Source organism: Citricoccus nitrophenolicus (assembly GCF_047305825.1).
Lineage (GTDB): Bacteria > Actinomycetota > Actinomycetes > Actinomycetales > Micrococcaceae > Citricoccus > Citricoccus nitrophenolicus.
The window spans coordinates 2722393-2735816 of sequence record NZ_CP063070.1 but is presented as its reverse complement, the minus strand read 5'-3'; the positions used below and the strand labels follow the sequence as shown (position 1 = coordinate 2735816).

The window sequence follows — 13424 nt, the reverse complement described above, 5'->3', positions numbered from 1 at the left end:
TCCCGGGGAGATGTTCCTGCAGGAGATCATCTCAGGAAACGGAGGGTGGGGCGGCCCAAGGGCCGCCCCACCCTGAGGCCCCTCGGGGCCGGTCAGGCGATCAGATCTCGGGCGAGTAGTCCGAGTCCACCTCGATCGAGCCGTCGATGATCCCGGCCTTGATCTCCTCGAGCTCGGACTTCAGCTCGTCCGAGACCTCCGAGTCGAAGTCGTGGAACGGGGCGAGGGCAACGCCCTCGTTCTCCAGCGTGCCCACGTACGGCTCGCCGTCGAACTCGCCCGCCAGATCGGACTCGATGACGTCATGGACTGCCTGGCCCATCAGCTTGACCACAGAGGTGAGGATGACCTCCCCGTTGTCAGTGGTCTCGTAGCCGTCCGAGTCCACCCAGATGACCTTGGCCTCCTTGCCACCGGCGTTGGCCTCCGTCACGGCATCCAGGGTGCCCAGGCCCACCGGGCCGGCCACGGGCATGATGATGTCCGCGCCCTCGTTGATGAAGTTGGAGGTGTTGGTCTTGCCGGCGGCCTGGTTCTCGAAGTCTCCGGTGAAGGAACCGGTCTTGGCCTCGCGGTTCCAGCCCAACACCTCGACTTCGGCGTCCTTCTGCTCGTTGTAGTACTCCACGCCGGCGGCGAAGCCGTCCATGAAGATCGTCACGGTCGGGATCTCCGCACCGCCGTAGGTGGCGACCTTTCCGGTCTCCGAGGTGCCGGCGGCCAGGTAGCCGGCCATGAAGGAGCCCTGGGCCGTGTCATAGATCAGGCGCTTGACGTTGTCCGGGAACTCCGGGTCCGTGACGTCCACACCCATGAAGTGGGTCTCGGTGTTGTCATTGGCGATCGGCTTCATGGCATCACCGAGGAGGAATCCCACGCCGATGACCATGTTGCAGTCCGCCTGAAGCATCGACGTCAGGTTCGGGGTGAACTCAGAGGGCGAATTGGACTCGGCCCGATGGGTGGTGATGCCGAACTCCTCCTCTGCGGCCTTGAGCCCTTCATGGGACGACTGGTTGAAGGACCGGTCGTCGAAGCCGCCGGCATCGGAGACGATGCAACCGGTGTAGTCGGAGTTGTCCGTGCCCACCGCCGGGGCGTCCGATCCGGCGGAGCCGCTGCCGGCCTCCTCCGGGGCCGCGCCACAGCCGGCGAGCAGCAGGCCGGACAGGCCCAGCACGGCGGCCGGCAGGAGTGCCTTGCGAGACAGGGGGGATGCGATGCCCATGATGATCCTTCGGTGCGAGTGAGTGGGGCTGAGACGTGGACGGAGGGTCTATCTCGACCGGATCCACGGGGTGTCCGCGCCCTGAGGACGGACAGTTACCCGGGAGTTTACCCAAAGTTGGCAGGAACTGCTTCAGAAATCGGGGACGAATCGTACAACGACTTGATCACCGACTTGATCACCGGCTCGATGGCCGGCTGGATCACTGTGCCCCGGCCAGCGCCCGGAGTGCGGCGGCGGTGAAGATGCGCATGCCCACGCCGATCGCCCGCTCGTCCGGCGCGTAGTCCCCCATGTGCAGGTCGTAGACCGGCCCGCCGGGAGTCCGGGTTCCCAACCGGAGCATGGCCCCGGGGACCTGCTGGGTCATCCAGGCGAAGTCCTCCCCGCCCATGGACTGGGGTGTCAGCTGGATGGCCCGGGACCCGAGTTCGTAGCGGGCGGCATCCTCGATGAGGTCCGTCTCGGCCTCCGTGTTGACCACAGGGGGGACGCCCCGGACATGTTCCAGGTGGACCGTCACCCCGAAGGGCCGGGCCACCTGCTGGACCACCTCGTCCAGAAGGTCTCCGGCGGACTCCCACACCTCGGCGTCCAGGCAGCGCATGGTCCCGGCGAGATAGCCGGAGCCGGGGATCGCATTCGGCGCCGCCCCCGCGTTGATCTGTCCCCACACCACGGAGACCGCCGAACGGACGTCGATGCGCCGGTTCAGCACCGCGGGAACCTGCACCGCGATCTCGGAGAGGGCATAGACGAGGTCCTCGGTGAGGTGTGGGCGTGAGGTGTGGCCGCCCCTGCCTGACAGGCTGATCTTGATGGTGTCCGCGGCCGAGGTGATGGCACCGATGCGGGTGCCGATCGTGCCGACGTCGAACCGGGGCTCGCAGTGCGCGGCCAGGATCCGCGGGATCCCCTCCAGGGTGCCCTGCCGGATCACGGACAGTGAGCCACCGGGCAGGCGCTCCTCCGCCGGCTGGAAGATGATGCGCACCCGGCCCGTCAGCGGCAGGTGGGCGAACTGGGGGCCACTCCGGCCGTCGTCGCCCAGAATCCGGTGCAGGGCCAGTGCCGTGCCGACCATCACGGAGGTGTGCAGGTCATGGCCGCAGGCGTGCGCCACACCCGGCGTCCGGGATGCGTAGTCGAGGCCGGTCTGCTCCGTCAGCGGCAGCGCGTCGATGTCGGCCCGCAGACCGAGCACGATCGGCCCGGAGCCGATGTCCACGTAGGCCCCGGTGTCCTCGAGCTTGACCGGGGACAGCCCGGCGGCGCCGAGCGTCTCCAAGATCTTTCGCGTGGTGCGGTGCTCGTCATAGGACAGCTCCGGATGCGCGTGCAGATCCCGGCGGAAGTCCACCACGCCGGGTTCGAGCCCCTGGACCAGCGGGGTCACCCGGGGCAGTCCGGGATCGTCCAGGACGGGATGGGGCTCAGACATCAGAGCACGTCGTCGTCGCCGTGGGCCTTGAGGGACTCCACGGCCTGCTTCACGGACTGCGCATGCTCCGTGGTCGTCACCAGCAACGCATCCGGGGTGTCCACCACCACGATGTCCTGAACCCCGATCAGGGCGATCACCCGCGCCGTATCCGTCACCACCACACCCGAGGCCTTGGACGAATACACCCGTGGGGTCTCCCCGATCACCGTGATCCCCGAGGCACGCTTCGCCGGATTCAACCGCGCGATCGCCGCGAAGTCGCCCACGTCATCCCACGTGAACCCCGCCGGAATCACCGCCACATCCCCGGCCGCCGCCGCCGGCTCCGCCACCGCATAGTCGATCGCGGTCTTCTTCAACTCCGGCCACACCCGCGCCATCGTCTCCGCCTGGGCCTCAGTCCCCCACGTCTTCGCGATCTGAACCACCCCGGCGTGCAACTCCGGCTCCTTCGCCGCCAAGTGCTCCAACATCAGGGACACCGGAGCCACGAACATCCCCGCATTCCACAGGTACTCCCCCGAGTCCACGTACTCCCGAGCCACTGCCGCAGCAGGCTTCTCCACGAACGCCGCCACACTCTTGGCATGCGGAGCACCCTCCACGGACAGGTCATCACCCTGCTGGATGTACCCGAACCCCGTGGCCGGATGCGTCGGCCTGATCCCGATCGTCACGATCTTCCCCGTGGCCGCCGTGGCCACCGCCTCGGCCACGGCCTCCTGGAACTCCTCCACCGGGGTGATCACCTGGTCCGCGGCGAACGAGCCCATGATCGTCTCCGGGTCACGCTCGAACAGGATGGCCGCCGCCAGACCGATGGCAGCCGCCGAATCCTTCGGCTCCGGCTCCAACACCGTGTCCACCCCGGCCAGATCCGGCAACTGTTCCCGCACCGCGTCCTCATGGGCCTCACCGGTCACCACCATCACCCGGTCCCCCGCCAACGCGGACAACCGGTCGTACGTGGCACGGATCAAGGTCTGGCCCGACCCCGTCAGGTCATGCAGGAACTTCGGGGCCGCAGCCCGGGAGAGTGGCCACAACCGCGTCCCCACACCACCAGCAGGGATCACGCCATAGAAACGATCCAGTCCAGGAGTGCCGGAGAGGTCCGCTACGGGCTGGCCATTGAGTTCGGGGTCAGTCATCACATCGGACAGCATAGGTGACGGGCACCCGGCCGACCGGGAGCGCCCCGCCTGCACCCGGCGCCCAGTGACCCGTGCCACACCGGATCCAGGCCGGGTCAAAATGGGGACCTGGACGCCGAGAAGGACTAGTCTGTCGTGGAGGAATGCACTCGCACCGGCGTTTCCATGTGCCCACTGGAGGTGGCACAGGCGCCCTTGCAATCCCTGGGAGGTTTAACAGTGTCAACTGCGACATCAGCGCAGGCCCCGGCGAAGTCCGGCCGTGGGACCCTCTATCGCGGCAATGAGGGCATGTGGTCCTGGGTGATCCACCGGATCACCGGCGTCGTCATCTTCTTCTTCCTGCTGGTCCACGTGCTGGACACCTCATTGGTGAGGGTCTCGCCGGAGGCCTACAACGCCGTGCTCGGCACCTACAAGAACCCACTGATGGCGGTCGGTGAGGTCGGCTTGGTGGGCGCCATCATGTTCCATGCCTTCAACGGCCTGCGGATCATCCTGGTGGACTTCTGGAAGGGCGGCACCAAGCACCACAAGAAGATGCTCTGGGCCGTGGTGGTCGTGTGGGTCATCGCCCTCGCCGCCTTCGCCATCCGTCACCTGATGCTTGCTCTGGGAGGTCACTGAGCCATGACTGCCACCGCTGAATCAACCATCGCCGCCCCCCGCACCGGGCGGATCGACCCCAAGTACACCCGCGGCACGTCCGCGGGCGGCAGCTACGAGATGATGGCCTGGCTGTTCATGCGCATCTCCGGCGTGATCCTTGTGGCTCTGATCTTCATCCACCTGTTCTCCAACCTGTTGGTCGGGGACGGCATCAACGGCCTGGACTTCGGCTTCGTCGCCGGCAAGTGGGCGGATCCGTTCTGGCAGTTCATGGACCTGGCCATGCTGTGGTTGGCCATGCTGCACGGCACCAACGGCGTGCGCACCATCATCAACGACTACGCCGAGCGTGACGGCGTGCGGTTCTGGCTCAAGATGGTCCTCTACGTGGCCACCGTGGTCATCATCGTGCTGGGCACCCTGGTGATCTTCACCTTCGAGCCGTGCCTGACGGACGCGACCGGCGCCCTGCTGGAAGCCTCCCCCGCGTTCTGCGAGACCCTCTGACGCACGTCCACCACTGACCCACCGAGACTTCTCGAGTAGAAAGAACTCAACGCATGCAGGTACACAAGTACGACGTCGTGATTGTCGGTGCCGGCGGCGCCGGCATGCGCGCGGCGATCGAATCCGGCCAGCGCGCCCGCACGGCGGTGCTGACCAAGCTCTACCCGACCCGTTCGCACACGGGCGCTGCCCAGGGCGGCATGTGCGCCGCACTGGCCAACGTGGAAGAGGACAACTGGGAGTGGCACACCTTCGACACCGTCAAGGGGGGCGACTACCTGGTGGACCAGGACGCCGCGGAGGTCATGGCCAAGGAGGCCATCGACGCGGTGCTCGACCTGGAGAAGATGGGCCTGCCCTTCAACCGCACCCCGGAGGGCCGGATCGATCAGCGCCGCTTCGGCGGTCACACCCGCGACCACGGCAAGGCTCCGGTCCGCCGCGCCTGCTATGCGGCTGACCGCACCGGCCACATGATCCTCCAGACGCTGTACCAGAACTGCGTGAAGCATGACGTCGAGTTCTACAACGAGTTCTACGTCCTGGACCTGCTGCTGGTGGACGAGCCTTCCACTCGACCGGACGGGACCCCCTTCACGCAGAAGCGCGTGGCCGGCGTGGTCTCCTATGAACTGGCCACCGGCGAACTGCACGTCTTCCAGGCCAAGTCCGTGGTCTTCGCCACCGGCGGCGCGGGCAAGGTCTTCAAGACCACCTCCAACGCACACACGCTGACCGGCGACGGCATGGCCATCGCCTACCGCAACGGCCTGCCCCTGGAGGACATGGAGTTCATCCAGTTCCACCCGACCGGCCTGGCCGGCCTGGGCATCCTGCTCTCCGAGGCGGCCCGTGGTGAGGGCGGCATCCTGCGCAACGCTGACGGCGAACGCTTCATGGAGCGCTATGCCCCGACCATCAAGGACCTCGCCCCGCGTGACATCGTGGCCCGGTCCATGGCCGAGGAGGTCCGCCAGGGACGCGGCTGTGGCCCGAACAAGGACTACGTGCTGCTGGACCTGACCCACCTGGAGCCTGCGCACATCGACGCCAAGCTCCCGGACATCACCGAGTTCGCCCGCACCTACCTCGGAGTGGAGCCCTACACCGAGCCGGTGCCGGTCTTCCCCACGTGCCACTACGTGATGGGCGGTGTCCCGACCAACATCAAGGCCGAGGTCCTCCAGGACAACACCACCGTGGTGCCGGGCCTGTACGCCGCCGGCGAGGTCGCCTGCGTGTCCGTGCACGGTTCCAACCGTCTGGGCACGAACTCCCTGCTGGACATCAACGTCTTCGGGCGCCGCGCGGGCATCCAGGCTGCCGAGTACGCCGCCACCGCGGACTACGTCGAGCTGCCGGAGAACGGCGAGGCCCCGACGGTCGAGCACATCGAGAACCTGCGCTCCGCCACCGGCACCGAGCGCGTGGCCGAGCTGCGGGCCCGCCTGCAGGATGTCATGGACGCCGACATGCAGGTGTTCCGCACCGAGGAGTCCATCCGCCGGGCCCTGGACGAGATCGAGTCACTGCGGAAGCGTTACCAGCAGGTCTCCGTCCAGGACAAGGGCAAGCGGTTCAACCTGGACCTGCTCGAGGGTCTCGAGCTGGGCTACCTGTTGGACATGGCCGAGGCCATGACGGTGGCGGCCCTGCACCGCAAGGAATCCCGCGGTGGCCACTACCGCGAGGACTACCCGGACCGTGATGACGAGAACTGGATGACCCACTCCATGCTCTACCGTGACCCGGACTCCGAGATGGAGGGGGTCAAAGGCATCCGTTCCGAGACCAAGCCGGTCGTCGTCACCCGTTACCAGCCGATGGAGCGTAAGTACTGATGAGCACCACAGCAACCGAACCCGCCGAGGGACCGTCCAAGGTCGATCTGGGTGAGCAGGGCGGAGCCGGGGAGGTCCCGAGCTTCGACGTCACCCTCAAGGTCCGCCGCTACCTGCCCGAGTCTTCCGAGGAGTCCTACTGGGACGAGTGGAAGATCACCATGTACGGCACGGACCGCGTGCTGGACGCCCTGCACAAGGTCAAGTGGGACCTCGATGGCACACTGTCCTTCCGCCGGTCCTGCGCCCACGGTGTCTGCGGCTCCGATGCCATGCGCATCAACGGCCGCAACCGCCTGGCCTGCAAGACCCTGCTGAAGGACCTCGACCTGTCCAAGCCCATCATGGTGGAGCCCATCAAGGGCCTACCGGTGGAGAAGGACCTGATCGTGGACATGGACCCGTTCTTCCAGTCCTACCGCGAGATCATGCCGTTCCTGGTCAACAAGGGCCCCGAGCCCACTCAGGAGCGCCTGCAGTCCGCCGAGGAGCGCGAGCGGTTCGATGACACCACCAAGTGCATCCTCTGCGCCGCCTGCACCTCCTCCTGCCCGGTGTTCTGGACGGACGGCCAGTACTTCGGCCCGGCCGCCATCGTCAACGCACACCGCTTCATCTTCGACTCGCGCGACGATGCCGGTGACATGCGCCTGGAGATCCTCAATGACAAGGAGGGCGTGTGGCGCTGCCGCACCACCTTCAACTGCTCAGAGGCCTGCCCGCGTGGCATCCAGGTGACCAAGGCCATCGCCGAGGTCAAGCAGGCCGTTCTGGCCGGGGCGTTCTGATCCAGCCAGCCATGCCGCATCGGGGGTAGCCACTCCCCCACCCATGAGAAAGCCCCCGGGAAGATTCCCGGGGGCTTTCTCATGCCGTGTCCGACGGCGGCCGCTTACCTCAGGCGCGAGCGCTCAAGTACGCGTTCACGTCCTTCGAGAACGCCGTCACGATCCAGAATATGTTGACGATCAGGAAGAGCACGGTGATCACGATGCTGACGGTGCCCATGACCGGTGCCACGGACATCATGGTGCCGATCGAGGTCAGGCCATACAGGGTGAACAGCGTGCCGATGGCGGCGAACACGGTACCCAGGATGCGAGCCCAGTTCTTGGACTTGCGCAGGCCGAAGAACACCAGCAGGTAGACGACGAGCGCGATGACCAGGGCAACCACGGCTCCGCCGATCGCGATGGCCATGCCGATCTCCATGCCCTCTTCCAGCTGCTCCATCGGGATGCCCATCTGCGCCGACTGCTTCTCCAGCTCGGCATCCAGGAGCGCCTCGTTGCCCGACGTCAAGAGGCTGACGATGCTGGAGACCACATAGATCGACAGCGAGGCCAGTGTCAGCTTCTTGAGCAGTCCGAACTTCTTCGGCTCGGCCATCTCCTGACCGAAGGCACCGGAGCCGTAGGCTTCCGTGCCGTACTTGGAGCCCTGCTGACCGGCGGCGTGCTCACCCTGCCCCTCGAAGGCCGGGTTGCCGTAGGGCTGCTGTGGATTCTCTGTCATGGTGTTACCCCTCTCTTGGTGGTGGAAAAGTTCTCTGGTCGGTCTACTCGTACCGCAGGGCCTCGATCGGGTCCTTCTTCGCGGCACGGGCGGCCGGCATGGTCCCGGCGAGGAACGCGATCACGAGGATCAGCGCCACGATCAGCAGGATGGACAGGGGATCCACGGCGAACAGGCTCAGCCCGGCCACGCCGCTCAGCGGCCCGTTGACCAGGGCGGCATTGCCACCCACGCCGAGGGCCACGCCGAGGCCCACGCCGATCACGGAGCCCATGACGCCGAGCAGCACGGCCTCGGTGGAGAACAGCCCGAAGACCTTGCCGCGGCCCATCCCGAGCGCCTTCATCAGGCCGATCTCCCGGGTCCGCTCCTGGACGGACATCAGCAGCGTGTTGACGATCCCGAAGCTGGCGGCCAGCAGCGCGATCAGCGCGAAGCCATTGAGCACCCACGTCACCGTGTCGATGATCCCGGTGATGACGCCGAGCTGGTCCTCCATGGTCAGTCCCATGAATCCCTCGTCCACCAGGGCAGACTTGACCGCGGCCTCGTTCTCCGCGAGGTTGTCCACGGTGGCCACGGCCTGCACGTAGGTCTGCGGCTGGTCCACCTCGAGCCCGGAGTTCTGCACCTCGTTCAGCTCCTGGTTCAGGGAGCTGGAGGGCATCGGGGCACCGCCGATCCCGGAGATGGCCTGCTCGGAGACGCCGACGATCTCGGCCTCGACTGACTGCTCCTGCTGGGCGAGATCCTTCAACCCGACGGTGACGCTCTGGCCGATCACCTCCTTCGGGTCCTCGGTGTCAAAGGCCGGCAACCAGGCCTCCGGCACCGTGATCTCGTGGGCCGCAGGGTCCGGCAGCTCGCCGGCGGCCAGCTCCATGCTGTCCCCATCCGAGGGGAAGCCCAGGCTGGACAGGACGAACTGGTCCCCGGCCTCGGTCTCCAGGTAGTCGGCCGTGACGAACACCATGGGCTCCACGGCCGTGACGGAATCGAGGCCCTCGATGGTCTCGATGTCGTCCTCCGTGAGCATCTGCATCCCGAACTCACCGACGGAGCCGGCCTGTTCGGGGTCGTACTCCTGCGGCTCGGTGCTGGTGCTCATCTGCTGGGACGGATCGGCCCCGGGCATCACGTAGATCTGATCGGTCTCTCCGAAGCCGGAGACCATGGAGTCCACGTACTTGTTGATGCCGGCGCCCAGACCCGAGGTCAGGGTCAGGGTGAAGGCACCGATGACGATCGCGATGACCGTCAGGAAGGTCCTGGTCTTGGACCGCATGGTGTTGCCCAGTGCGGTCTTGACGACGTCGACGCCCCTCATGCGTTCCCCTCCTCGGCTGCCTGGGCCGGCGCCACGGATGCGGAACCGTCCGTCCGGCCATTCACGGGCGCGGGGGCGGCGTGCTTGCCGTGCCCGCCCAGCTGGCGTGACCCCTCGCGGGAGGCCTGTCCGACGCCGGCTCCAGCGGCCTTGGCGCTCTCGCCGCGCTCGTCCGCGATGATCAGCCCGTCCTGCATCAGCAGCCGCCGGTCGCAGCGGGCCGCCAGGTCGTCGTCATGGGTGACCACCACCAGGGTGATCCCCCGCTCGCGGTGCAGACCGAAGAGGATGTCCTCCACCACCTCGCTGGTTGCCGTGTCCAGGTTGCCGGTGGGCTCGTCCGCGAAGAGCACCGTCGGAGAATTGACGAGCGCGCGGGCAATGCAGACGCGCTGCTTCTGTCCGCCGGAGAGGTCTGTGGCCTTGTTCTTGGCCTTGTCCGCCATCTCCAGCTGCTCCAGCACCTCCATGCCGCGGCGCTTGCGCTCCGCGGCAGGGACACCGGCGATCTTCAGCGGCAGGATCACATTCTCCAGCACCGTCTGATTGGCGTTGAGGAAGAACTGCTGGAACACGAACCCGAAGGTCTCGTTGCGCACGGCAGAGACCTGGGAGGCCTTCAGCTGGCTGACCGGGCGTCCCCCCATGGCGACCACACCGGACGTGGGGTCGTCGAGCAACGCCAACAGGTGCATCAGGGTGGACTTGCCGGATCCCGACTTGCCGACGATGGCGACCGATTCGCCCTGTTGAATCTCAAAGGTCAGGCCCTTGAGGGCGTCGAAGCGAGATTCTCCGCGCCCATAGACCTTGACCAGGTTCTCTGTCTCGAGAACGGGTGCTGACATGGGAGACCTTTCGTGGTGACTCTGGTCGGGGTGGGTTTCCACGCCAGTATGTCAGGTCCCTACCGCCCGATCGGTGCCACAACGGGCCATCGGCCGAACTGATGACACGTGTCATGGGTGCCCGTGACACGGTTCAGCGCTCGGCCGGCACACGTCTCAGCGGCTGGGTGGCTGAAAGCCCATCTTCGCGTACACGTCGGCCAGCACCGGCGCAGCCACCTCGCGGGCCTTCGCCGCACCGTGGTCCAGCAGCCGGTCCAGTTCGGCCGGGTCATCCATCAGCTCCAGGGCCCGCGTGCGGATCGGGGCCAGCCGCTCGACGACTGCCTCCGCCAGGTCCACCTTGAGGTGCCCGTACATCTTGCCGACGTAGGCCTCCTCGAGTTCCGGGATGCTCCGCTCCGTGAACGCGGCGAAGATGGACAGCAGGTTGGACACCCCGGGCTTGGCCTCCCGGTCGAAGCGGACCTCGGTGCCGTCGTCCGTCACGGCCGACTTGATCCGCTTGGCGATGACCTTCGGATCGTCGAGGATGTTGATCAGCCCATTGGGCGATTCGGCCGACTTGGACATCTTGGCCGTGGGGTTCTGCAGATCGTAGATCCGGGCTCCGTTCTCCGGATAGAACCCCGAGGGGACGATGAACGTCTCCCCATGCCGGGTGTTGAATCGCTGGGCCAGGTCACGTGTGAGCTCCACATGCTGGCGCTGGTCGTCCCCCACGGGCACCCCGTGCGGCTGGTACAGCAGGATGTCCGCGGCCATCAGCATGGGATAGGCCAGGAGCCCGACGCCGGCCGTCTCCGCGCCCTGCCGCGCCGCCTTGTCCTTGAACTGGGTCATCCGCTGGGCCTCACCCATCCCGGTCATGCACATCAGGATCCAGGCCAGCTGCGCGTGCTCGGGTACCTGGGACTGCACGAACAGGGTGGAGCGCTCGGGATCGATCCCCGCCGCGATGTACTGGGCCGCGGTGTTCCGCGTCCGCAGTCGCACGGACTCCGGCTCCTGCGGGGTGGTGATCGCGTGCAGGTCGGGGATGAAGAAGTAGGCGTCGAAGTCCTCCTGGACCTGCACCCAGTTCACCAGCGCGCCGAGGTAGTTGCCCAGGTGCAGCGAGTCCGCGGAGGGCTGCATGCCGGAGAGCACGCGGTGACGGGTGCCGGCACCGGCCAGGTGAGCCGTCCTCGCGGTGTCCTGGGCCAGGACGTCTGCGGGGGTCGTGCGGCGGGCCCCGGAAGCGGTGGCGTTCTCGGTCGTCTCAGTCACGGGGTCGTCCTCAGAACTGGTAGTCGACCACGAGCGGGGCGTGGTCGGAGAAGCGGGTGTCATAGCTCGGGGCGCGGTCCACCACCGCGGCGGTGGCCTTGGCGGCCAGCTCCGGGGTGGCTGCCTGGTAGTCGATTCGCCAGCCGGTGTCGTTGTCGAAGGCCTGCCCCCGCTGGGACCACCAGGTGTAGGGCCCGTCCATCTCCCCCGCCAGAGTGCGGTGCACGTCCACGTAGCCGATCTCCTCACCGAAGAAGCGGTCGAAGTAGGCACGCTCCTCGGGCAGGAAGCCGGCCTTCTTGGTGTTGCCCCGCCAGTTCTTGATGTCCAGCTTCGTGTGGCCCACATTGAGGTCCCCGGTGACCACGGCGTAGTCTCTGGTGGCCCGCAGCTCCGGCAGGTACCGGATCATCTCGTCCAGGAACCGGTACTTGTCCACCTGCTTGGGGGTGTCCACCACTCCGGAGTGGACGTAGGCGGAGACCACGGTGAGGGATTTGCCGTCCGGGGCTGTCAGATCGGTCTCGATCCAGCGGCCCGAGTCATCGAAGTACGGGTCCCCGAGCCCCACGCGGGTCTCCTGCGGTTCGAGCCGCGTGGCGATCGCGACGCCGGCCCGGCCCTTGGCCGCGGCCGCCGTCTCCACCACGTGCCAGTCCTGTCCGGTGATGTCCTCGAGCAGGTCCTCCACGATCTCCTTCGGAGCCCGCACCTCCTGCAGCGTCAGGATGTCGATGCCCCGGCCGGCGAACCAGGCACCCATGCCCTTGCGGTGGGCGGCACGGACGCCGTTGACGTTGACGGTCGCCAGGCGCAGGGCGCCCTCCGCCTTGGGTGCGTTGGCGTTCGTGTGGACCACGGGCTGGGCCTCGGGCTGCTGGGGTGTGGTGTCTGCAGAAGTCACGCGTTCCAGCCTAGCCCGATGGCGGCCCGAAGGCGTCAGCCGGGCCGGTCAGTTGATGACCTCGCCGCTGATCGGCCCCTCGGAGCCGGGCTCGGGCTTCGACTGGGGTGAGGATGGCGACGATGCCGCCCCGGGGCCCTTGAGCATGTCCCGGGCGTTCGAGGAGGTGATCTGGATGGTCTCCAGGGCGCGGGTGACCATGTCCGTGTCCGCCTCGGAGCCCTTGGTCAGCTCCTCGGTGACCACGCGGGCCTGCACCTGGACGATCTTGAACGAGTGGTCGAGCTTGGTGTCCCGCATCGGTTCCGCAGAGCCGGCCGAGCCAGTCGAGCCGGACGAGCCGGAAGAATTGGGCGAGTTGGGCGAGCCGGACGTACCGGGTGCCGGGGCCGGCGTCGTGTCCTGCCCTTGGACCCGCGGGGCCATGGTGGCGGAGAAGTTCTTCATCTGACGGTCCACGGACCGTGCGCCGCGGCGCACGCCGAGGACCACGAGGATGGCCAGCACGAGCCAACCGGCGGAGATGGCCACGAGGAGCCAGCCGATCACGTCATTCTGGTTGGCCGCGAACAGCAGGGCCACCAGCAGCACCACCACCATGACGGCGAACGTGATGCCGCTGCTCTTCGAGGCCCAGCCCAGACCGCGGGGGCCGGTGCCGGGCTGACCGGCCTGACGGTTGCTTCCACTCTCCACTGACTGCATGACCTGATTATCCCGCATATGACGGCCTGCGTGGTCCGTGGGTGCTCCTGATCGCCACTGGCTTAGTCTGGTG

The 13424-nt window shown here is 67.0% G+C and carries 13 protein-coding genes; 4 read left to right on the top strand and 9 right to left on the bottom strand.

All coding sequences use genetic code 11. From position 1 onward, the window contains the following. Positions 1–100: 100 nt before the first annotated feature. The 3 genes from IMT31_RS12460 to IMT31_RS12450 all read right to left on the bottom strand — a co-directional run bounded on the left by IMT31_RS12460 (position 101) and on the right by IMT31_RS12450 (position 3823). Positions 101–1228 (bottom strand): BMP family lipoprotein, encoded by a 1128-nt coding sequence (locus tag IMT31_RS12460; RefSeq protein WP_413542981.1) that lies wholly within the window; start codon positions 1226–1228, stop codon positions 101–103. Positions 1229–1430: 202 nt separating this feature from the next. Beyond that, positions 1431–2669: an amidohydrolase gene (locus IMT31_RS12455; protein WP_345359578.1), complete on the bottom strand. Its 1239-nt coding sequence runs from the start codon at positions 2667–2669 to the stop codon at positions 1431–1433. After that, positions 2669–3823, bottom strand: coding sequence for a mannose-1-phosphate guanylyltransferase (locus IMT31_RS12450; protein ID WP_345359575.1), 1155 nt, complete (start codon positions 3821–3823; stop codon positions 2669–2671). Before IMT31_RS12450 ends, IMT31_RS12455 begins: the two co-directional genes overlap by 1 nt. A 222-nt stretch (positions 3824–4045) precedes the next feature. Here IMT31_RS12450 and sdhC point away from each other — a divergent pair, with 222 nt between their 5' ends. The 4 genes from sdhC to IMT31_RS12430 are packed head-to-tail and all read left to right on the top strand — an operon-like array spanning position 4046 to position 7571. After that, on the top strand, positions 4046–4453 hold the full coding sequence (gene sdhC, locus IMT31_RS12445; RefSeq protein ID WP_345359572.1) for a succinate dehydrogenase, cytochrome b556 subunit: 408 nt from the start codon (positions 4046–4048) through the stop codon (positions 4451–4453). 3 nt (positions 4454–4456) lie between these two features. Then, positions 4457–4942 carry a succinate dehydrogenase, hydrophobic membrane anchor protein gene (sdhD, locus tag IMT31_RS12440; RefSeq protein WP_345359569.1) on the top strand — a complete coding sequence of 162 codons (486 nt, stop codon included), beginning with the start codon at positions 4457–4459 and terminating at the stop codon, positions 4940–4942. A gap of 53 nt (positions 4943–4995) precedes the next feature. Continuing rightward, a complete protein-coding gene (gene sdhA / locus IMT31_RS12435; RefSeq protein ID WP_345359566.1) occupies positions 4996–6783 on the top strand; it encodes a succinate dehydrogenase flavoprotein subunit in 1788 nt (595 codons plus the stop codon). Continuing rightward, positions 6783–7571, top strand: a complete 789-nt coding sequence (locus IMT31_RS12430) for a succinate dehydrogenase iron-sulfur subunit (protein ID WP_413542980.1) — start codon at positions 6783–6785, stop codon at positions 7569–7571. Before sdhA ends, IMT31_RS12430 begins: the two co-directional genes overlap by 1 nt. A 109-nt stretch (positions 7572–7680) precedes the next feature. Here the strand turns inward: IMT31_RS12430 and IMT31_RS12425 are convergent, their stop codons facing one another. From IMT31_RS12425 to IMT31_RS12400, 6 genes are all read right to left on the bottom strand, one after another. After that, a complete protein-coding gene (locus IMT31_RS12425; RefSeq protein WP_413542979.1) occupies positions 7681–8298 on the bottom strand; it encodes a hypothetical protein in 618 nt (205 codons plus the stop codon). Between the two features lie 43 nt (positions 8299–8341). Further along, positions 8342–9625 (bottom strand): ABC transporter permease, encoded by a 1284-nt coding sequence (locus IMT31_RS12420; RefSeq protein WP_413542978.1) that lies wholly within the window; start codon positions 9623–9625, stop codon positions 8342–8344. Further along, the gene (locus IMT31_RS12415; protein WP_413542977.1) at positions 9622–10473 is read right to left on the bottom strand and encodes an ABC transporter ATP-binding protein; all 852 of its coding nucleotides are present in this window, start codon (positions 10471–10473) and stop codon (positions 9622–9624) included. Before IMT31_RS12415 ends, IMT31_RS12420 begins: the two co-directional genes overlap by 4 nt. Positions 10474–10629: 156 nt before the next feature. Continuing rightward, on the bottom strand, positions 10630–11742 hold the full coding sequence (trpS, locus tag IMT31_RS12410; protein ID WP_378109466.1) for a tryptophan--tRNA ligase: 1113 nt from the start codon (positions 11740–11742) through the stop codon (positions 10630–10632). A 10-nt stretch (positions 11743–11752) separates the two neighbouring features. After that, a complete protein-coding gene (locus IMT31_RS12405; protein WP_413544419.1) occupies positions 11753–12601 on the bottom strand; it encodes an exodeoxyribonuclease III in 849 nt (282 codons plus the stop codon). 93 nt (positions 12602–12694) lie between these two features. Then, a complete protein-coding gene (locus IMT31_RS12400; RefSeq protein ID WP_413542976.1) occupies positions 12695–13351 on the bottom strand; it encodes a hypothetical protein in 657 nt (218 codons plus the stop codon). Positions 13352–13424: the final 73 nt, after the last annotated feature.